General features: G+C 60.2%; 18 protein-coding genes and 2 pseudogenes. 11 read left to right on the top strand and 9 right to left on the bottom strand.

Translation table 11 applies throughout. The annotated features are described in order from the left end of the window. Window positions 1-70 precede the first annotated feature (70 nt). Together AS189_RS20440 and AS189_RS20435 are read right to left on the bottom strand one after the other, a co-directional pair. Window positions 71-763, bottom strand: a pseudogene (locus AS189_RS20440) (NADPH-dependent F420 reductase); the annotation flags it as partial. Next, a complete protein-coding gene (locus AS189_RS20435) occupies window positions 745-1,803 on the bottom strand; it encodes an LLM class flavin-dependent oxidoreductase (RefSeq protein WP_062285689.1) in 1,059 nt (352 codons plus the stop codon). The pseudogene AS189_RS20440 and the gene AS189_RS20435, both read right to left, overlap by 19 nt. A 142-nt stretch (window positions 1,804-1,945) precedes the next feature. On the opposite strand from AS189_RS20435, the gene AS189_RS01080 reads away from it, so the two are divergent. Then, window positions 1,946-2,473, top strand: a complete 528-nt coding sequence (locus AS189_RS01080; protein WP_062285686.1) for a MarR family winged helix-turn-helix transcriptional regulator — start codon at window positions 1,946-1,948, stop codon at window positions 2,471-2,473. Window positions 2,474-2,484: 11 nt separating this feature from the next. On the opposite strand, the gene AS189_RS01075 is transcribed toward AS189_RS01080, so the two are convergent. Continuing rightward, a complete protein-coding gene (locus AS189_RS01075) occupies window positions 2,485-3,507 on the bottom strand; it encodes a LacI family DNA-binding transcriptional regulator (protein ID WP_237760030.1) in 1,023 nt (340 codons plus the stop codon). A gap of 332 nt (window positions 3,508-3,839) precedes the next feature. On the opposite strand from AS189_RS01075, the gene AS189_RS01070 reads away from it, so the two are divergent. From AS189_RS01070 to AS189_RS01050, 5 genes are all read left to right on the top strand, one after another. After that, the gene (locus AS189_RS01070; RefSeq protein ID WP_062285683.1) at window positions 3,840-5,066 is read left to right on the top strand and encodes a sugar ABC transporter substrate-binding protein; all 1,227 of its coding nucleotides are present in this window, start codon (window positions 3,840-3,842) and stop codon (window positions 5,064-5,066) included. A 65-nt stretch (window positions 5,067-5,131) separates the two neighbouring features. Further along, the gene (locus AS189_RS01065) at window positions 5,132-6,100 is read left to right on the top strand and encodes a carbohydrate ABC transporter permease (protein WP_062285681.1); all 969 of its coding nucleotides are present in this window, start codon (window positions 5,132-5,134) and stop codon (window positions 6,098-6,100) included. A gap of 9 nt (window positions 6,101-6,109) precedes the next feature. Continuing rightward, window positions 6,110-6,970, top strand: coding sequence for a carbohydrate ABC transporter permease (locus AS189_RS01060; protein WP_062285678.1), 861 nt, complete (start codon window positions 6,110-6,112; stop codon window positions 6,968-6,970). Between the two features lie 47 nt (window positions 6,971-7,017). After that, on the top strand, window positions 7,018-7,812 hold the full coding sequence (locus tag AS189_RS01055) for a ThuA domain-containing protein (RefSeq protein WP_237759942.1): 795 nt from the start codon (window positions 7,018-7,020) through the stop codon (window positions 7,810-7,812). After that, window positions 7,809-8,954: a Gfo/Idh/MocA family protein gene (locus AS189_RS01050; RefSeq protein WP_237759941.1), complete on the top strand. Its 1,146-nt coding sequence runs from the start codon at window positions 7,809-7,811 to the stop codon at window positions 8,952-8,954. Before AS189_RS01055 ends, AS189_RS01050 begins: the two co-directional genes overlap by 4 nt. 199 nt (window positions 8,955-9,153) lie before the next feature. On the opposite strand, the gene AS189_RS01045 is transcribed toward AS189_RS01050, so the two are convergent. The 3 genes from AS189_RS01045 to AS189_RS01035 all read right to left on the bottom strand — a co-directional run bounded on the left by AS189_RS01045 (window position 9,154) and on the right by AS189_RS01035 (window position 11,371). Next, on the bottom strand, window positions 9,154-9,459 hold the full coding sequence (locus tag AS189_RS01045; RefSeq protein ID WP_062285676.1) for a transcriptional regulator: 306 nt from the start codon (window positions 9,457-9,459) through the stop codon (window positions 9,154-9,156). After that, window positions 9,443-9,907: a hypothetical protein gene (locus tag AS189_RS01040; protein WP_062285674.1), complete on the bottom strand. Its 465-nt coding sequence runs from the start codon at window positions 9,905-9,907 to the stop codon at window positions 9,443-9,445. Before AS189_RS01040 ends, AS189_RS01045 begins: the two co-directional genes overlap by 17 nt. Before the next feature lie 210 nt (window positions 9,908-10,117). Next, entirely contained in the window at window positions 10,118-11,371 is a 1,254-nt protein-coding gene (locus AS189_RS01035; RefSeq protein WP_062285672.1) for a hypothetical protein, read from the bottom strand. A gap of 216 nt (window positions 11,372-11,587) precedes the next feature. Here AS189_RS01035 and AS189_RS01030 point away from each other — a divergent pair, with 216 nt between their 5' ends. From AS189_RS01030 to AS189_RS01020, 4 genes and pseudogenes are all read left to right on the top strand, one after another. Then, the gene (locus tag AS189_RS01030) at window positions 11,588-13,375 is read left to right on the top strand and encodes an ABC transporter ATP-binding protein (protein ID WP_082633932.1); all 1,788 of its coding nucleotides are present in this window, start codon (window positions 11,588-11,590) and stop codon (window positions 13,373-13,375) included. Further along, window positions 13,375-15,120, top strand: coding sequence for an ABC transporter ATP-binding protein (locus AS189_RS01025; protein WP_062285670.1), 1,746 nt, complete (start codon window positions 13,375-13,377; stop codon window positions 15,118-15,120). The genes AS189_RS01030 and AS189_RS01025 overlap by 1 nt, the downstream gene beginning before the upstream one ends. A gap of 234 nt (window positions 15,121-15,354) precedes the next feature. Then, a complete protein-coding gene (locus AS189_RS20355) occupies window positions 15,355-15,498 on the top strand; it encodes a hypothetical protein (RefSeq protein WP_193393502.1) in 144 nt (47 codons plus the stop codon). Between the two features lie 75 nt (window positions 15,499-15,573). Beyond that, window positions 15,574-16,646, top strand: a pseudogene (locus AS189_RS01020) (LLM class flavin-dependent oxidoreductase). 152 nt (window positions 16,647-16,798) lie between these two features. On the opposite strand, the gene AS189_RS01015 reads toward AS189_RS01020, so the two are convergent. Continuing rightward, window positions 16,799-17,026, bottom strand: a complete 228-nt coding sequence (locus AS189_RS01015) for a hypothetical protein (protein ID WP_062285668.1) — start codon at window positions 17,024-17,026, stop codon at window positions 16,799-16,801. Window positions 17,027-17,514: 488 nt separating this feature from the next. Between AS189_RS01015 and AS189_RS01010 the strand changes: the two genes are divergently transcribed. After that, window positions 17,515-19,188 (top strand): ribonuclease J, encoded by a 1,674-nt coding sequence (locus tag AS189_RS01010; RefSeq protein ID WP_062285666.1) that lies wholly within the window; start codon window positions 17,515-17,517, stop codon window positions 19,186-19,188. 186 nt (window positions 19,189-19,374) lie between these two features. Here AS189_RS01010 and AS189_RS01005 read toward each other — a convergent pair whose 3' ends face one another. Beyond that, window positions 19,375-19,755 carry an RNA-binding S4 domain-containing protein gene (locus AS189_RS01005; protein ID WP_062285664.1) on the bottom strand — a complete coding sequence of 127 codons (381 nt, stop codon included), beginning with the start codon at window positions 19,753-19,755 and terminating at the stop codon, window positions 19,375-19,377. A gap of 108 nt (window positions 19,756-19,863) precedes the next feature. After that, entirely contained in the window at window positions 19,864-20,865 is a 1,002-nt protein-coding gene (locus AS189_RS01000; RefSeq protein WP_062285662.1) for a sugar phosphate isomerase/epimerase family protein, read from the bottom strand.

Below are 20,865 nucleotides of genomic sequence, written 5' to 3'. Positions count from 1 at the left end.
CGCCGGGCTCAGATCCAGAGGCCTAAGTGTCCAGAGGCATAGCCACCTATGCCTCTAAGCATCAAGGCGCCTAGGCGACGGGGCTGAGCTGAGCTTGTGCAGTAGCGGCATGTGCCAGAAGTTCGCCCTGCAACCCAGCCTCATCGTAGGAGCCGGTGAAGATGGGGGTGTCCGGTTCGAATGCCGCGCCCTGGGCGAGGTGACCGGCGTCGACCGCGTCAAACCCCAGGTGCTCCACGAAGTCCCGCACAAGGGCGCGAGTCTCGGGATCGTCCGAGGCAACAGCCAGCGCGCGGCGATCAGCGGCTCCGGCGTCACGGGCATCCAGCTCCAGCTCGTGGTAGCCAATGTGGTTCAGCGATTTCGCGAGCCGGGCGCCGGGAAGATGAGCGTGCACCATTTCCGAGCTCGAGCGCGCATCCTGAAGCTCCGGCATATCGCCGTTGGTGTCGCGCCAATAGTTCATGGTGTCCAGGACGTGCTTGCCGGCAAGAGCGGCCGGATCCAGCGTGCGGAATTTGTGCAGCGGCACCGAAAGCACCACCAAATCGGAGAGCTCCATGGCGTCCTGCGCTGAGACGGCAATGGCTCCGGGGGCCATGACGGAAACGATCAAGTCGATCTTTTTCGGGTCGCCAGAGGCTGCAATCAGGACCCGGTAGCCGGCTTTGATTGCCTGCCGGGCCACGCCGGTGCCTACTTTTCCGGCGCCGAGGATCCCAATGGTGGTGGCTGTTGGATCGCTCATGCGTTGACCTTCTTTGTGGTGGGGAGTTCGGCGTCGATCAAGGGTTTGACCTCGGTGCCGAAGAGTTCGATGGACTTCAGGACATCCTTTTGCGGCACCGAGGCGAAATCCATTTCCAGGATGTGGCGGTCGTGGCCCATGTGCTGATGCGTGAGCAGGATCTTCTCGGCGACCTGTTCCGGGGTGCCAGCGTAGATGGCGCCGGCCGGTGCGGTCTGCATGTTGTAGCTGATGCGGTTGGGCGGGGTGAAGCCGCGCTCGCGTGCAATGTCTTCCATGACTCGGCGCCAATACGGGTAAAAAGTCTCCGTGGCATTCTCTTTGCCAACGAGTCCGACGGCGCTGACCCCCACCTTGAGTGCCGTGGAATCGTGTCCGGCTTGCGCGGCTCCTGCGCGGAAGAGCTGCGCGTGCCGGGCGAAGTTGCTGACGGCTCCGCCCAGCAGCGCGTAAATGACGTTGGTTCCCAGCGCTGCGGCCCGTGCTGTTGAGCTGGGGGTGCCGCCCGTGGCGATCCAGATGTCCAGATTGTTGTTGACGGGGCGAGGGTAGATGGTGGCGTCTTCCAGTGCGGGCCGGAACTTCCCGCTCCATGTGATGGATTCTTCCTTGCGTCCGGCTTCATTGAGGGCAAGTAGGAGGGCGATCTTCTCTTCGTAGAGTTCCTCATAATCGTTCAAGTCGGCGCCGAAGAGCGGGTAGGACTCAATGAAGGAGCCACGTCCCGCTGTTAGTTCCGCCCGGCCTCCGGACAGCAGGTCCAGCGTGGAGAACTGTTGGTAGACGCGGACCGGGTCCTCGGTGCTCAACACCGTGACAGCGGAGCCTACTTTGATGTTTTTGGTTTGCGCGGCGGCCGCAGCGAGCACGGGGATGGGAGAGGAGATGGCGTACTCGGGGCGATGATGTTCGCCGAGCCCAAAGTAGTCCAGACCTACTTCGTCGGCCAAACGGGCGCGCTCAAGGAGATCGGCCATGCGCTGCTGCGGGCTGACCTGCTCGCCGGTGACGGGATTCTGATGAACGTCACCAAAGCTGTAGACACCTAGTTCCACGAAGTACTCCTAGTTTTTGCGGTATCGCCGGCGTGCCGGCGAAGAGGCTCACGGGCTTCTCCGTGAATATGCGTTGCTCTACAGATCATCTTACTCAAATATGATCTGCTGTAAAGCGTAGATGTCCGTTATGATGGGAGTCATGAGCAACACTGCAACCGCCGCACAGCCGCACACCAGTCCCGACGAGGACTTTGGGTGGACGCTGGGTGTTCTTGTGCGGAACTACCAAAACGCCACCAACGCTGCCATGGGCGAATCTGTGGGCGAGTTTCCCCATGGGGCTCGGGGTTACCAGGTTCTGGTGGCCGTTGTTAGCGGTGAGCAGCCCAATCAACTGGCGCTTGCCCAGCACCTGGGCATTGATCGAACCGTCATGACGTACCTGGTGGATGACTTTGTGAAGGCTGGCCTGGTTGAACGTCAGCTCAACCCCGCCGATCGCCGTGCCCGCATAGTCGTGGCGACGGATTCTGGGCTGGCGATATTGGCTGATCTGCAGCAGCGGGTGGCCCAAGCGGAGCGTGCGGTCCTAGGTGCACTTGCCGACGACGAGCGGGAGCTGTTCCGCTCACTATTGCGCCGAGTAGCGTGCGATGCCCCCGCCGTTTCGGATCACGATCTTGGCGCCTGTGCGGCAGTTGAAGAAATGCTTGGGGCGAAAGGGTAGCTCTCTACGGACTAGCTCCCGACGGCCCTGTCTGGTGCCTTAGACATGGTTGCGCCGGGGGAGTAGGAACACCCGATGAGCACTTGTGGAAGCGGTTGATCCTTCTTCTCGAGCTGATTGATCAGTATGTCAACGCCCAGCCGGCCAAGTTCATCGGCCGGAGATATGAGAACAGCCATTTCCGGTTCCGACATGCCAGTGGTGTCCAGCGACGACGCGAGGGCCAAGATGGAGATGTCCTGCGGAATGCGGTAACCAGCTTGTTGTAACCCGGCCACGAAACCAGGCCCGGCATGTTCATTCATCATGAGCACACCCGTGGTTCTGGGGTGCTTGGCGGCAAGTTCGCGGGCCAGCTCGCGGCCACCCGCAGATGAGTGCAATCCGCTCATGATAGATCCGGTCAGGCCGCGTTGTGTGGTGACTTCCCCAAATGCCTTCCGTGTTCTGGCCACGGGACCATACCCGCCGAGCAGTTGGTTTCCGATCCCACCGTCGATCAAGACCAAGTCTGTGTGTCCCAATTGGACGAGCCGGTCCACGGCATTTTCGACAGCGGCTTCAAAGTCAACGTCAACAAAGGGGATGCCCGTGGTGTCCCGAGTGCGCCCAATCAAGGCAAACGGCACATTGCTTTTGGATAGCTCGCCCACGCGTGGGTCATCAAGCTGGACCTCCATCAAGACCACACCATCTACCAGGCCTGATGACGTGAGCTCCGTGACTCCTTCGGCGTCGTTGCTCATGGGCCACAACACCAGGTTGTAACCTCGTAGCCTGGCTTGATCGGCGGCGCTGGTGAAGAACTGAATTGATGTGGGTGAAAAACGGTGCTGCAGGGCTGGGTACAGGAGCGCCAACACATGGGTTCGGCCTCTGGCCAGCGCGCTGCCAACAGCATTGCGGCGATAGTCCAGATCTTTCATGGCCGCTTCAACTTTGGCGCGCGTTTTGGGCGAGACGGGCTTGGAATTGTTGATGGTGAATGACACGGTCGCCAATGACACGTTCGCCAAATTGGCCACATCTTGCATGGTTGCCACGCTGCTCCTCCCGGTTGCTCTGGCTCAAAGCTACCCCACCTTGCCCGAGTCATAAACTGCCGCTCCGGCGACACAAAGTAAAGCGCTTTAATTTTTTCCTTGACAGGGAACTCATGGCCGGGGCATGATCAATGTCACACCTAAAGTAAAGCGCTTTACTTTTGCCGTGACAGATCCACATCCCGCAATCTCTATGGCGCGATGTGGACCCAAATCATGACTTATGAATGCTGCCAGGGGCGAATAATATCCGGGCCGGGCGGCCAGAAGTAACACCCAAGAATTGCGCCATCTGCAGCACACTAACTAGCAAAGGAGCTACCGTGAACAATCAGAAAAAGGCCCGCTGGAGCAAGTTCTTGGCCCTGGCGGCCATCACACCCCTCGTCCTGACGGCCTGTGGTGGGGGTACTACCGCCAGCTCGGGCGATGCGACCACCTTGACCTTGATGGACTACTACAACAATGACCCTGACAAGGGCCTGATCCAGAGCGCCATCGACAAGTGCGCCACGGACATTGGTGTCACCATTACCCGTGAAGTAGTGCCGGGCAAGGACCTCATCCAGAAGGTCCTACAAAAATCTTCTTCCAAGACGCTGCCGGATATTTTGATGCTCGATAACCCGGATGTACAGGAAATTGCCTCCACCGGGGGACTGGCCCCGCTCAGTGACTTCAAGGTGGATACCACCGGATTCGCCCAGGGCATGCTCGACGCCGGAACCTACGACGGCGAGGTGTACGGCCTTGCCCCCACAGCCAACACGCTGGGCCTGTTCTACAACAAAAAGATCTTGGCTGACGCTGGCCTGACCCCACCTAAAACTTGGGATGAGTTGAAAACAACTGCCAAGGCTCTGACCAGCGGCAGCCAATATGGCATGGCATTTTCAGCCGTCGCCACCTATGAGGGCTCCTGGCAGTTCCTGCCGTTCATGTGGACCAATGGTGGAAGTGAAACCGAGCTGGATTCGACCCAGAACAAGGAAGCGCTGCAGTTGTGGAAAGACTTGGTCGACGACGGCTCTGTCTCCAAGGGCGCCATCAACTGGGGCCAAGGAGATGTTAAGGATCAGTTCATGGCGGGCAAGGCGGCCATGATGATCAACGGCCCGTGGCAGATTCCCGCGCTCAACGAGGACTCGTCCTTGGAATGGGGATCCGTACAGGTGCCTGTCAACAAGGCCGGCCAAACGCCCATCGCGCCTTTGGGCGGAGAAGTGTGGACCATCCCGCAAACAGGGAACAAGGACAAGCAGGGCAAAGCGGCCGAATTCATCAGCTGCATTACCTCAGATGACAATCAGATTTCACTGGCCACCGAACGCTACACGGTGCCCACCAAGCCGGAGCTTGCAGCAGCGTACGTAGAAAAGATGCCGGACATGGCCTCCTTTACCGAGCAGATTGCCAACGCCCGCTCACGGACGGGAAATCTTGGTGCCGAATGGCCCAAGGCCGCAACCACCATTTACACGGCCATCCAGCTGGTACTGACGGGTAAGGCCACTGTTGACGAGGCCTTCGCCCAAGCCGCCAAGGGCTAACGCCACCATCATTTCGACGCCGGTTCCGCAGCCTTAGGTGCTGCGGAACCGGCAGAGAGGCCACCATGACTTCCCTTTCAACAGAGGCCCGGGCCGCGTCCCGCAAACGGTCACGCGCAACCAGCGAAGACCCTGCACCCACGTCGCGCCAAGGCTTTTGGGCCCGTGAAAACATCACCAAGATCCTCTTTGTGGTTCCGGCTGGACTCTATCTGGTCCTTTTCTTTGGTTACCCCGTAGTCAAAAACCTGATTATGAGCATGCAGGACTACACCACTAAAACCTTTTTCACTGGTGAGGCCCCGTGGGTTGGGTTCCAAAATTACGTGACCGTCATCAGCTCGAATTTGTTTGGGCCTGCTTTGCTCAACACGGCCTTGTTTACGGTTGCCTCCATTCTTGGCCAGTTCATTATTGGTCTGGCGCTGGCAAGTTTCTTCAACCGAAAATTTCCGCTGAGCGGATTCCTGCGGGCCATGCTGTTGCTTCCGTGGCTGCTGCCGCTGATCGTGGCCAGTGCAACCTGGCGCTCCATCCTTGATCAAGATTCGGGAATTCTCAACGAGTTCCTTGGCGCTTTTGGCATCCCCGCCATTGGGTGGCTGACCAGCCCGGACGTGGCGTTGATCGCCGTCATTCTTGTCAACATCTGGGTGGGCATTCCCTTCAATGTCACCTTGCTCTACGGCGGCCTCCAAGACATTCCAGAGGAACTCTATGAAGCCGGGCAGTTGGACGGCGCCACCGGGTGGAAGGCCTTCCGGTACATCACCTGGCCCAATCTTCGCCCTGTTGTCAGCGTGGTGTTAATTCTCGGAGTGGTCTACACCATCAAGGTTCTGGACATCATCTTGGGCCTGACAAATGGTGGCCCTGCAAATGCCACACAAACCATTGCGGTGCGGTCCTACCAGGAATCCTTCGTCAACTTCGAGTTCGGAGTGGGCGCAGCATTCTCAAATATCTTGATCCTCATTTCCCTCGTATTCGCCGTCATCTACCTGCGGGCAAATCGCCGCGCTGTCGATGAGTAGGAACCCTCAATGACTACTGCACCACTGAATCGAAGCAGCATCCGCGGGAGTGCGCTCCGGCGTCGTGCCATAAAAACCCGCACGTCAACGCTCCTGGGCATCCTCTTCCTCGCCATCATGTTGTTCCCCATCTATTGGATGATCAACGCATCGCTCCAGCCCTCCGGCAACACGCTTTCAGCAGATTTCTTCCCGTGGAATCCAAGCTTTGCCGGCTATGAAAAGGCCATTACAGATCAGGGCCGGAACCTGCTGACAAGCCTGATCATTGCCCTGGGAGCCGTGGTGGTGACCTTGGCCATCGCAGCGCCCGCCGCCTATGCGCTGGCGCAATTCAAGTTCCGTTGGATCAGCTGGGCCATGCTGGCCATATTGATCGCCCAGATGATTCCCGGGGTGGTCATCGCCAATGCCCTGTACGCGGCCTATAACAATTTGGGGCTTTTGAACTCCATTCCGGGCCTCATTCTGGCCGATGCCAGCCATGCCATTCCATTCGCCATTTTGGTCATGCGGGCATCCATGATGAGTATCCCGGCCTCAATTATCGAGGCGGCACGCGTGGATGGGGCGGGTCAGATACGGGCTTTCGTCTCCATCGCCATGCCCATCGCCAAGAATGCGCTCATTACGGCCGGACTGTTTGCGTTCCTCTTTGCATGGAGCGATTTCCTCTTCGCACTGACGCTGACCACCACCGATGAGATCCGGCCCGTGACGCTGGGTATCTACCAATACCTCGGTACCCAGGTTTCAAACTGGAGCGCCGTCATGGCAACCGCCGTATTGTCCTCCCTGCCGGCAATCGTGCTCTTGGTGGTGGCACAGAAGTACATTGCCGCCGGAGCCACCGGTGGAGCCGTGAAGTAACCCCACCGCACAAACTTACTTATTTACGCATCACCATGAAGAAAGCGATGACAATGTCTGGAATCACCAGTCCCGTAACTCCCATCAAAGTGGTTGTCTGGGGAGAAAATCGGCACGAACAAGTTGAGCAGAAGGTCCGGGATATTTACCCGAACGGCATGCACACCACCATCAAAGAGGGCATCGAAGAGAATCTGGGCGCCGATGCACAGGTCACCACGGTCACCCTTGACGATCCCGAACACGGTCTCACCGAGGAAGTCCTTGCTGCCACCGATGTCCTGGTCTGGTGGGGTCACGCCGCCCACGACGAAGTCAGCGACGAGGTAGTGGAGCGCGTGCACAAGCACGTCCTGGCCGGCATGGGCCTGCTGGTCCTGCACTCCGGCCACTGGTCCAAGATCTTCGGCAAGCTCATGGGCACCTCCTGCACACTGCGCTGGCGCTCGGAGCAGGACCGCGAGCTAGTGTGGACCGTTGACCCGACCCACCCCATCGCCCAGGGCGTGCCGCACCCCTTCATCATCCCGGCCCAGGAAATGTACGGCGAGTACTTTGACGTGCCCGCCCCGGACGAGCTCATTTTCCTGTCCACCTTCACCGGCGGAGAAGTGTTCCGCAGCGGCATGACCTACCGCCGCGGCTTCGGCAAGATCTTCTTCTTCAGCCCCGGCGACCAGGACTACCCGGTCTACCACCAGAAGGAAGTCCGCAAGGTCATTTCCAACGGTGTGCAGTGGGCCAAGACGCTTCGCCCCGAACGTGCCGAGCCGGTGCTGCTGCGCTATGACACCGAAGATTTCTACAACGGCCAGGGCTACCAGGGAGCGATCTCACAGTGACCGCCTTCGCCACCGTTAATACCCCCGGTCCGCTCCGGCTGGTCCAAGTCGGTGCCGGCGGCATGGGCAAAGCCTGGATCGATGCGATCACGGCCAACCCCGATGTTGAATTGGTGGGCTTGGTAGATCTCAACACGGCCACCGCCCACCAAGCGCTCGCCGAAAAGGGCATCGAGGGCGTAGCGGTGGGTACCAGTGTCGGCGAGATTGCCGCTGCAACCGGTGCTCACGCCGTCGTCAATGTCACTGTTCCCGTGGCCCACCACCCCGTCAACGTCGAGGCCTTGTTCGCCGGTCTGCCGGTCCTGTGCGAGAAGCCGGCCGCGCCCACCGTCGCCCAGGCGCTCTCGCTGGCGGCGAGTTCTGAGGCCAGCGGTCAGCTACTGATGATTAGCCAGTCGCGGCGCTACTTCAACTCGCTCGCCCAGCTCAAAGCGGTCACGAGGGAGCTGGGCGAGGTTGGTGTCATCACCACCGAGTTCTTCAAGGCCCCCCATTTTGGCGGTTTCCGCGAGGAGATGGACCACGTCTTGTTAGTGGATATGGCCATCCACCCCTTCGACGCCGTCCGTTACCTCACTGGCCAGAACCCGGTGAGCGTGTACTGCGAGGAGTTCAACCCGGCCTGGAGCTGGTACAAGAACGACGCCGCTGCTACCGCCATCTTTGAGTTCTCCAGTGGCCTTCGCTATGTGTACTCGGGCTCGTGGTGCGCCGATGGGGCGGAAACATCCTGGAACGGGCAATGGCGGATCAACGGAGAACGCGGCACTGCTGTGTGGGACGGCGAGCAGGCTCCTGTGGTTGATGCCAGCGACGCGTCCGGGGGTAAGCTCGCTGTTCCTGCGCCAGCCAATGGCCCCGAGCAGATTGCCGGCTCCCTTGCCGAGTTTGCCTCGGCGCTGCGCACAGGCCGGGTGCCTGACGGCCAGATTCACTCCAACGTTCACTCGCTGGCCATGGTGGAAGCGGCCGTCCAGTCCGCCGAAACCGGCCAGCGGGTACGTATTGATGATGTGTTGCAGGCCGCCTACACGCAAGCCTTGGACACCGAAAAGAACACGGACGTCAAGGCCGTCTTGTCCGCGTGGGGATCCCCGCTAGGCAGCTTTGCCGGACGGGTGGAAGCGCTCAGTAACTAGTTTGAGATTTGCCCTGTGGCGGGTCGGGTGGAGATTTTCTACACGGCCCGCCACTTTCTAATGCGCTCGGCGTCAGGGTATCTCGCACCGGATCTCACCTGAGATGTTAATCGGTGCCTGAGCGCCGTGGCAGCGACAACGAAGGGTGAACACTTTGAGCCCAAACCGTCCATGATTTGCGGATAACCTCAAACCTCGTTTACTGCCCCGTTTCGAGCATGGCTCGTAGGGCCGCAACATGAGCAACGTAGGCTTTTCTGCCCGTGCTCGTCAGCGCAACTCTGACGTGACTACGCCCTGCTTTGGTGAACCGTTCGATGTCAACATAACCGGCGTCGGTCAAGTGCTTGAGGTGCTTGCTCAGCACCGAATCTGCCACGCCGAGCCCGTCGCGTAGTTGAGAGAATTCGGCCCACTGCAGCGGCGCCAACCCGGCGCAAATGCGCAAACGCACCGGAAAGTGAATCAGCTCATCGAAGACGCCTTGGTTAGAAGGAATGTTCATTGGCGTCCTTGATTCGATTCTTGATCGTGGTGGCTCGCATGCGGGACACCGCGATCCAGCTCAGGGTGAAGATCACCAGCCACTTGGCAACAATCTCCCACCATGCGCCAGGCTCCCAGAATCGGCTGCACTGAGTAACCAGCAGGAGAAGTAAAGCGTTCACAATATACGGCCCGGAGTGATTGAGGACTGCCCGCTTTTTGGGACGCTTACGCATCAACAGAAAGTGCCAGAGTCCCACGGGAATTAAAAGGCAGGCAATGCCAAAAATGACAGCCCAAGGGACAATATTGACCAAGGCGAGAGCGGTGGAGACAATCGTCAGTAAGACGAACATGAGGCTGCGTGGCGCCTCGGTGGTCTCCGCCATGGTGTCCGCTGCGCCGTCGATCTCAGCGAGCGCCTCCTGGGGATTGAACGCTACGAATCCATTGTTTTCGTTTGCCATAATTTCCTTATTTTCCGTTACGGAAAATCTATAGTTTCCTCATCGGAAAATCAACTGTGATGAGCGGCTTGAGCAACCCCTGTCCATGGGTGGGCCATCCGGGGGCCAGAGTGGTCAAGGCGGCCACGGCTGCTAAGTCGACATCCGCGGTCCGGACGCACGGACGGCAAATCGACATTGTCCGCGGTAGCAAGCGAGGAAGAAGCGAAACTAGGGCTGGTCGCCGTCGTCCTTAGTAGCCGTGGGCTCAACCGACTGCTCAGCGACTTTGGCCGCCGCCAGCTCGGCCTCAAGCCGGGCAATTTTCGCCTCGTAGCGGGCCTGCCGGCGGCCTTCAACGCTCAATTCGGTCCAGTAGGCTGCCTCGCGTGCTCCGTCGAAACAGGCCATTAATCCGTGGGACAGCCGGTTTTTTGGACGTGCCGCCATCCTGTATTCCAGCGGTGTCATGTGAGCCGACTGCGGTTTGCGGAAAATCAGCAGGAGGGAAGGAATCAACCACAGAAAATAGCCCATGAGCGAATGCAATACCCGTTCGTTCTGGAGCGCCGCCACCGTCAAAGGGCTGACCACGGCCAAGGCCACCACTGCCAATAAAACCAATGAATATCCCAGACCAACACCCGGATGGGGATTGCTGCGATACAACGAGATCGCCAAGGCAATCACCGCCGCCGTTGCCACTGCCAGCAGGATCAGAGCCACGAGGGAGATTAGTAGCAGCAACGGCTGAAAGCCGCTGTTGAAAACGAGCGGGAAAAAGGTAAATACCAGGCCGCTGCCAGCCCACCACAGCACTAATTTGACGGTCTTTGCCGGTTCCACGCGGATCTGATGCTTGGCAGCTCCTCCCCACATGCGCTCCCAGCGATGGGTGTGCAAGCGCATGGCGGTGGTCAGATGAAACTCGTCAATGTCGCGTTGCACTGCCGCATCCCGCTGGCGCACTACAGAGAAGATGACCAGCATCAGGCACAGCAGGCCTAGAAAGAACTTGGGGCCGGAATCAGGATCCGAAGGAAGGAAAAACACGTTGTGCAACGCCATCCACATGGTCGCCGCCGCCGCGATTCCGACGAGCAAGGTTAGGAGTTCAAGAAGCTCATCCAACGCCATTACTTGAGACTGATTGGCCATACCCAAGGGATTGCGTCCGCTAAAGACCAGCGCCACCAGAATGGTTGCCGTGGCACCGATGATCCAGCCGAGTGAGTCAATGCCGAAGTTGAAAGTTTCCGGACTCGTGAACGGTGCCAGGATCCGTTCACTGAAACGGGCCCACACCACATTCAGGTCACCAAAGGAGGCCACGATGGCCTTATCAGCAGGGTGGTGCACCTGGAGGATCAACAGGCACATGAGCCAGCCGAGAAAGAGGAGGGTGAAAATCTGCCTCCGTTGGCTGCGCTTTTCGCGATGAAATTCCGTTACAGCAGCCATGGTGTGTTCGTGTGCAGCGGCCAATTCTGTCCCCTTGATTGTCCCTATCCGGTGATCCTAGCCGAGCCCCTTCAAAGAATGTGGGTTCCTGTTGGATTCCCGGTGACGCGTGTACTAGGGTGAATGATTGTGAGATAGATAACGCAGCCCCCGCCCCGCGCCGATCGCTCCGCTTTCATAGCGGGTTGCCGGATCGCGCTTGAAACGCCTGCCAATCCACAATTTCGTTAGAAGGCCGTAGTGCGCTCGTTTCCTTACAAATCCACCAAAAAACCGGACCTCCGCTCGCCGGGCCGCTATCTCTTATGGCTGGCGGATGCCCAACGCGGCACGCTGTGGCTGGGGATCTTCTACGGCTCCATCTGGACGGTGTGCCAGGCGCTGACGCCCTACATTCTGGGCCAGGCCATTGACCAGGGGATTCTGCCCGGCAACTTCGCCCGGCTCTCCGGCTGGGTTGGGCTACTGGTGTCGCTCACCCTCGTCCAGTCAGTCTCAGCCACCCTGCGCCACCGCGCCGCTGTGAGCAACTGGATGCAGGCGGCTTACCGTTCCTCACAAGTGGTCGGTTACAAGGTCACGCGCAGCGGGGATGCACTGCCGCAAAAGTTTTCCACCGGTGAGGTGGTCTCCACCAGCGCCTCCGATGCCATGCGAATTGGCGAAATCTTTGACGTGGCTGCGCGCCTGGTCGGATCCCTGGTGGGTTACCTGCTGGTCTCCTACCTGGTCTTCCAATCGTCTTGGGAGCTTGGTGTCGTGGTTCTTGTGGGTGTCCCACTCTGCGGTGCCGGACTGCTATTCGTGATCCGTCCGCTCCAAAGGCGCCAGAAGGATCAGCGTGAAGCGGCCGGGCAAATGACGGCGCTCGGCGCCGACACCGTTGCCGGGCTGCGTGTGCTGCGTGGCATTGGTGGTGAGCACATCTTTGTTGAGCGCTACCGGGAACGGTCGCGGGCAACACAGCTCGCCGGGAACAAGGTGGCTTATTCGCTGGCCGATTTGGACGCTGCTCAGGTATTCGTCGTCGGCGTCTTCAGTGTCGCCTTTACCTGGATTGGTGCCCTGCAAGCCGTATCGGGTCAGATCGAGGTCGGTCAGCTCGTGGCGCTCTATGGTTATGCGGTCTTTTTAGTCTCGCCGATCCGCACCGCCGCCGACGCCGTCTCCCGCTTCATTCGCGCCCACGTTGGTGCAAAACGCATCATCGATGTGTTGTCCACGCCCTCTGCCGTGCACGACGCCGAGACAACAGTTCCCGCACCGTCGGCACCTAGCGCTTTGGTCGATGCGGTGACAGGTGTGATGGTTTCACCGGGCGGACTCATCGCCGTTGTCTCGGGCGATCCGGAACAGTCGGCAGATCTTGCCCGACGGTTGGGTCGCTTTGAAGATGCCGTGCTGCGTGAGGCCGAGGTGCGGTGGGGTGCCGAAGCTCTGCACATGATGCCGCTGCGCGAGGTGCGCTCACGCATTGTGGTTTCCGACGCCGAGCCCCAGCTGTTCACGGGAACACTTCGCGAGGAACTGGACCCCACAGGGGAGCACACGGACGCCGAAATCATGGCGGCCATTGATGTGGCCAGTGCCGACGATGTCTTCGATGGCCTTGAAGACGGGTTGAATGACCAGGTCACGGAGAAGGGCCGTAGCTTCTCCGGTGGTCAACGCCAACGCCTGACTCTGGCGCGCGCTGTGCTGACGGAGGCCGAGGTGTTGGTGCTGATTGAACCGACCAGCGCCGTCGACGCCCATACCGAATCACGGATTGCCACGGCGCTTCGCGGCGCTCGCAACACCCCCGGGCACACCACCGTGGTGGTCACGGCCAGTCCGCTACTGCTGAGCGCCATGGATACCGTGGCATTTTTGAAGGACGGCCGGTTACTGGCCCAGGGTACGCACCGGCACCTGCTGGACACCGTGCCCGATTACCGCAAGGTGGTCATCCGCGGTGAAGGCATGGATGGGCACAGCAGCGAGGGCGAACTTGCAGGAAACAATAGCATGCACGGAGGGGACAACTAATGGCTGAAACAAAACTTCCTGTGGCAAATTCCGCACAGGTTAAGGCCGAGGGTTTACGCCTGATGGGCATGCACAAAAAGCCGCTCGCAGGCGTTGTCGGCCTGTACGGTGTGGCCGCCGTTGCCGGCTTGGCTGGGCCGTTCCTGCTCGGCCGGCTGGTGGATGCCATCAGTGTTGGTACCACCACGGGGTTCGTGGCGATGGTGGCATTGGCGCTCGCCGGGTTTGTCATTGTCCAGACGGTGCTTGCCCGGTGGGCACGGCGCAAGGGCATGATTCTGGGTGAGAAGGTCTTTGCCCAGCTGCGCGAGGAATTCATGGAGCAAGTCACCTCGCTGCCGCTGTCAACAGTGGAAAAAGCAGGTACCGGTGACCTGGTCTCACGCACCACCAATGACGTGGATGCGGTGTCGCACACGGTCCGCTTTGGTGTGCCGCAGGTGCTGGTCTCGGTTGCGACCATTGCGCTGACGGTGACGGCGGCGGTACTCACAAGTCCGCTGGTAGCCGTGGCGCTGCTCATTGGTGTGCCGCTGCTGGTTCCTGTCACCCGCTGGTACCTCAAGCGCGCCACCCCCGGGTATTTGGCCGAACGGGAGAGCTATGCCCGTCTCAACGGGGCCATCACCGAGACCATCGAGGGCGCCCGCACCGTTGACGCGCTGAGCCTGGGGCAGCATCGCCGTGACCGGATCGACGCGGCGCTGCGGAACTGCTTCGAGCGTGAAAAGTACACGCTGGGCCTGCGCACAGTGCTCTTCCCCGTGGCCGAACTTTCCTTCTGGTTGCCCGTTGCCGGGGTTCTGTTGTGGGGTGGCTGGCTGTCTTCGCAGGACCTGGTGACCACGGGCATGGTGGCCACGGTTGCGCTGTATGCCATGCAGCTTATTGACCCCGTGGACACCTTGATCATGTGGATTGATGAGATCCAGGTGGGCGCGTCCTCGCTGGCCAGGATCGTGGGTATTCGCGATGTCAAGGCTGACAGAATTGCCACGGACGCCGTGCCCGCTGACGATCTGCTGGTGGTGGACGATGCCCGCTACGCCTACCGCCCCGGGCACAATGTTCTGCACGGCATTGACCTGACGCTGCGGCCCGGGGAGCGGCTGGCCATGGTGGGTCCTTCCGGCGCTGGCAAGTCGACGCTGGGCAGGTTGTTGGCTGGGATCCACGGCCCCACCTCCGGTTCGGTGACGGTGGGCGGGGTGCCGCTCGTGGACCGGCCTTTGGATGAATTGCGTGGCGAGGTGGCCCTGGTATCTCAGGAACATCACGTGTTTGTGGGAACGCTGGCGGATAACGTCCGCTTGGGTAAGGCCAACGCAACTGACGCTGAGATCGAAAAGGCATTGGCCGACGTCGGATCCCTGGCTTGGGTGCGCGCCCTCCCCAAGGGCTTGGCTACTGAGGTGGGCTCGGGTTCGCACACGCTGACGCCGGCTCAGGCGCAGGAGTTGGCGCTGGCGCGGCTGGTGTTGGCCGATCCGCACACACTCGTGCTGGATGAAGCCACCTCGCTCATTGATCCCCAAGCTGCCCGTGATCTGGAGTTTTCGCTCAGTGCTGTGTTGGCGGGGCGGACAGTGATCGCGATTGCGCACCGTTTGCACACCGCGCACGACGCCGATCGGGTCGCCGTCGTGGAAAAGGGGCGAATCACGGAGCTCGGCTCGCACGATGAACTGTTAGCACAGGACGGTTCTTACGCTGCGCTGTGGAACTCCTGGCGCCAGGACGCCTGACTTCAGACGCTCCCTCAGCGTTGGGGGTGTTTTTCGGATCGCTCCCTCAGCGTTGGGGGTGTTTCTCCGGACGCTCCCTCAGCGATTGGGGTATCTTCACGATCGCTCGCTCAGCTGCGGGCGGTCATCAGCCCTTTTGGCGTATTGGAAACAGGCGTAACGTTTCACATGGGGCAGTTTTGGCCACGCGGCCGGAACCGAAACGGGCTTTTTCACAGAAGAAGGTTGAGAGCTATGCCTGACAAACAGCCGCACCATCACGAACATAAAAAGCAGGACAAGGGTCATGCCATCAAGGCCAAACGCGCACTGAAGAAGGCGCGTGGCGCTGTCGATGAGTCCGCAGACCCGGTGGCGCACATCGCGAAGAAGCGGTAGCGTCCGCTGAGGAACGCAGTCCGGCTAGATGCATATGCATGGAATAGCCGCGCTGTGTTTCCTGTTGTGACCGGTATGGAAACAAACTTCAAGAAACGCATCGGCTTCCTATCCTTTGGCCACTACGGCACAGGACGAGGCTCCCAGACCAACTCGGCCGCTGACGCCCTGCATCAGGCCATTGACCTCTCCGTTGCCGCCGAGGAGCTGGGCATTGACGGTGCCTTCTTCCGCGTTCACCACTTTGCCGCACAGCAGGCGGCTCCTTTCCCGCTGATGGCAGCTATTGCTGCGCGCACCAGCCGGATTGAAATTGGCACCGGCGTCATTGACATGCGCTATGAAAACCCGCTCTACATGGCAGAGCAGGCTGCGGCCACGGATCTTATCAGCGACGGCCGGCTGCAGATCGGCGTAAGCCGCGGTTCACCCGAGCCCGCCGCCAACGGCGCAGCGGACTTTGGGTATTTCCCGCTCGATGGCGAAACTGCTGCGGACATGGCCCGCCGTCACACTGCATCCTTCCGGCACGCCATTTCCGGTGCCGGCGTAGCTGAGCCCGGCGAACACGCCTACACGGGCGGGGACCGGCTGTTGCGCATTGAGCCGCAGTCACCTGGCCTGTCCGAACGTATCTGGTGGGGTGCCGGATCGCGCGCCACGGCTGTGTGGGCGGCGCAGCAAGGCATGAACTTGATGAGTTCAACTCTGCTCACGGAAGACACCGGCGTGCCCTTCGATCAGCTGCAGGCCGAGCAGATCCAGCTGTTCCGCGACGAATGGGCTGCGGCCGGGCACGGCTTTACGCCGCGGGTTTCAGTCAGCCGCAGCATCATCCCCGTGGTGGACGATCTGGATCGCAGGTACTTTGGCCTGCGTGCACAGGCCGACAACAAGGACCAGGTGGGCATGATTGACGGTTTGCTGTCTCGCTTCGGCAAGAGTTACATGGGAGACCGGCGGACATTGCTGCAGAGCTTGCCGCCGATGAGGCCGTGCAGGCTGCGGACACGCTGATGCTCACGGTACCCAACCAACTTGGAGTCGCCTACAACACGAAGATGTTGGCGACCATTGCCGAGCACATTGCGCCCACGTTGGGGTGGCGACCCAACACAGAGGGTCCCGTTGAGGGATACGCGCTCTGAGCGCGTCAAACCTCAAAACGCCAGAGCGTGTATGTGCTCGACAGAAAGCACACTACGAAGATTCTGTTCATGACTGAGTGATCGGCTACTCAATTTTTGAGCTTGAAAGACGTATCGATCCCATGGTGTGGGGGTGATGTTTACTTAGGGTATTACTCGCCTGATTCTTTTGGACTCTCGTTCTTTGAGGCCACTGCCTTCACGATGATTCCAATTCCCGAAGCGAGAAGAGCCCAGCCTAGGACGACCCCAAGAAGTCCGAGGAAGTCATTATTCCCCGCCCATTCGCGATAGAAATCAGAGGTTCTGACGACCTGCCACACGAGAAACAACCCGATGAGCACGATCCCACTGACCCTAAGAGTGATGTTCTTAGTCATGATTCCACCATAGACCGTAAAGGTATTTTCAGGCCGCTCGATGACATCACGGTGACGCTTGAGAGCGCCATTACCCTCGCGAACAATCCAGGTTCAGAGGCATCCTGAGCTAAGAAAAATAGTCATCTTTGGAACCACATCGAACCGCAAGCCAAGTTCTCAATTGTTGGCCTTTACCGGGTCAGCTCGGGGTTGCCTACAACACGAAGATGTTGGCGACCATTGCCGAGCACATTGCCCCGGCGATCGGATGGGTACCAGCCACCGCCTAACCCAACCGGGCTAACAATGCCCACGTGCCGCCGTCGTCCTTAAAATGACGACGGCGGCACTTGGCGTTAGCTATTCTGCTGCGGTGGTAAAATCGGGAGTGGAGCAATCCCCCTTAACTTTTAGCGACACCAGACCGGCATTTAGCCGAAAGTATCGCACAAGAAAGCCGCGCACTGCCGTGGCGGCCACCCACTACAGCACCAAGTTTGGAACCCATGAGAAGAACTGCACGCCAGGCCCCGCCCGCCCTCGCCGAAGGTGCCATGCGCATCGTCGCACTTGGTGGTTTGGGGGAGATTGGCCGCAACATGACCGTCTTCGAATACGCGGGAAAGTTGCTGATCGTTGACTGCGGCGTGCTCTTCCCCGAGGATCACCACCCCGGCGTTGACTTGATTCTGCCGGACTTCTCGTACTTGAAGAACCGCTGGCAGGACGTGGTTGGCCTGGTGCTGACCCACGGCCACGAAGACCACATTGGTGGTGTCCCGTACCTGCTCAAGCACCGCGGCGACATCCCCGTGATCTCCGCCAAGCTGACCCTGGCCTTCCTGAAGACCAAGCTGGAAGAGCACCGCATCAAGGGCAAGATGATCCAGGTCAAGGAAGGCGACCGACGCAAGTTCGGACCGTTCGACGTTGAATTCCTGGCCGTCAACCACTCCATCCCGGACGGTCTGGCTGTTGCCATCCGTACGCCTGCCGGCCTGGTGCTGGAAACTGGCGACTTCAAGATGGACCAGTTCCCGCTGGATAAGCGCATCACCGACCTCGCCGGCTTTGCTCGCTTGGGCGAGGAAGGCGTGGACTTGTTCCTGCCTGACTCCACCAACGCCGAGGTTCCCGGGTTCCTGGCCGCTGAAGCGGACCTGATCCCGGCCATCGACCAGGTCATGCGCACGGCCCCGCGCCGCGTCATTGTCTCCAGCTTCGCCAGCCACGTGCACCGCATTCAGCAGATCATTGACTCTGCTCACAAGTACAACCGCAAGATCGCGTTTGTTGGCCGTTCCATGGTCCGCAACATGACCACTGCGCGCGAACTGGGCTACTTGAAGATTCCGCGCGGCATGCTCGTTGAAGCCCGCGAACTGGAAAAGATGGCCCCCGAAAAGGCCGTTCTGATCTGCACCGGTTCACAGGGTGAGCCCATGGCAGCGCTGGCCCGTATGGCCAACGGTGACCACCAGATCAACCTGACCGATGGTGACACGGTGCTGCTGGCCAGCTCGCTGGTACCCGGTAACGAGTCCTCGATCTACCGCCTGATCAACGACCTCACCAAGCAGGGTGCCAACGTCATCCACAAGGGTAACGCCAAGGTGCACGTCTCCGGCCACGCCAGCGCCGGCGAGCTCGTGTACTGCTACAACTTGGTCCGCCCCAAGAACGTCATGCCCGTTCACGGCGAATACCGGCACCTTAAGGCCAATGCCGAGCTGGCTGTCCGCACCGGTGTGGATCCCAAGAACGCGTTCATCGTTGAGGACGGCACCGCGATCGACCTCAAGGACGGCGTCGCCAAGGTTGTGGGCAGCGTTCCCGCAGCGTACGTCTACGTCGAGAACATGGTTGCTGGTGCAGCTACTGAAGAGTCGCTGCAGGATCGCATCCGTCTCGCCGAAGATGGTGCCGTCACCGTTCTGCTGATCGTCAACCCGGACACCGGCAAGATTGAAGAAGACCCCGAATTCTTCTCGGTCGGCTTCAACCTGACGCCCAAGGACATTGAAAAGGCTGCTGTCATCGTCGAGAAGACCATCACCGGTCTCCGCGGCGAAAAGACCGGCCCCAACGCCGAGAAGGCTGTGGCCAACGGCCTGCTGCGCTGGTCCGACCGCGCGCTGCGTCGCAAGCCCGTCTACACGGTCATCATCGTCGAGGCCTAAGCCTTAATCCTTTTGAGGGCCCGACCACTATCCCCAGCGGTGAGTGTTCGGGCCCTCTTCTGCGTCCGGGCTTGGCTTCTGCCCGTTCCCACGCACTCCTGAGCCAAGCAGCACAAACGCAAGGGCCGCCGTCGTACTTTTTATAAGTACGACGGCGGCCCCTATGTTTGCGCGCCCGTGGCGGGATCAGTCTCCGCGGAGTCTATCCATCTCGCGGCGGTCCTTCTTGGTGGGACGGCCGGTTCCACGGTCGCGCTGCGGCAGCCCCAGTGCCGGCAGGACCGGGCGCGGGGGAGTGTGATCGGTAAAGGCGTGCGAGGCAGCTTCCGGGCCCACGCGCTTGTTGATCAGCTGACGGACCTCCAAGATCCTGTCATAACCGGGCTGGCGGACACGGATGGTATCGCCCGGAACCACGGTGTGGGCGGCCTTCGCATTGGCATCGTTGAGTTTTACATGGCCCGCGCGGCAGGCAGCCGTGGCCAGGGACCGGGTCTTGTAGGCACGGATGGACCACAGCCACGCATCAATGCGCACTGAGGCTGGTGCATTTTTAGGAATGCTCATAGTCCATCCACTCTATCGCCGGACGCCGAGTCTGACGGAACGCCGCCCAGGGAGACGTTGCGCAACGTCTGACTCGGCAGCTCTCCGTCTGACTCGGCGAATAGCGGGTCAGTCCTGGTTGCTGAACGCGGCGTCGAAAGACAACGCGGACGGGGCAAAATCGAACTTCTTCAGTGCTTCGAGGGCCTCGGGTGCGCCCTGGAGACGGTCCATGCCGGCGTCTTCCCACTCGATGGAGATGGGGCCGTCATAACCAATGGCAGTCAGTGCGCGGAAGGAGGATTCCCAGGGCACATCGCCCCGGCCCGCCGAGACGAAGTCCCAGCCGCGGCGCGGATCCCCCCACGGCAGGTGCGAGCCCATGACGGTGTTCCGGCCGGTGGGCCGCAGCTTCGTATCCTTGCAGTCAACGTGGTAAATCCGGTCCTTGAAGTCCCAGATGAACGAGACCGGGTCAATGCCCTGCCACATGAAGTGGCTCGGGTCCCAATTCAGTCCAAACGCGGGGCGATGGCCAATGGCCTGCAGCGTGCGCACGGTGGTCCAGTAGTCGTAGGCGATTTCTGAGGGGTGCACCTCATGGGCGAAGCGCACACCACATTCGTCAAAAACGTCGAGGATGGGGTTCCAGCGGTCAGCGAAGTCCTGGTAACCGGCCTCGATCACGGATTCCGGGACGGGCGGGAACATGGCTACATACTGCCAGATCGATGAGCCGGTGAAACCGACAACGGTCTTCACGCCCATGGCCTGCGCAAGGCGGGCCGTGTGCTTCATTTCCTCGGCGGCACGCTGGCGGACGCCTTCAGGATCGCCGTCGCCCCACACCTTTGAGCCCACAATGGCTTGGTGCCGGAAGTCGATGGGGTCATCGCACACGGCCTGACCCTTGAGGTGGTTGGAGATCGCCCAGACCTTCAGGCCATAGCTTTCAAGCATGGCGAGCTTGCCGGCAACATAGCCGGGCTCGTCCCAGCGCCACGGGTCCAAGTGATCGCCCGAGCAGGCAATTTCCAGGCCCTCGTAGCCCCATCCGGAAGCCAACTTGGCCACTTCTTCGAGCGGGAGATCGGCCCACTGGCCGGTGAACAAGGTGTACGGGCGTGCCAT

Origin of the sequence: Arthrobacter alpinus (genome assembly GCF_001445575.1) — a bacterium.
Taxonomy (GTDB): domain Bacteria; phylum Actinomycetota; class Actinomycetes; order Actinomycetales; family Micrococcaceae; genus Specibacter; species Specibacter alpinus_C.
Note: the sequence above shows the minus strand (reverse complement) of the source record. Positions and strands in the feature narration are given on the sequence as shown.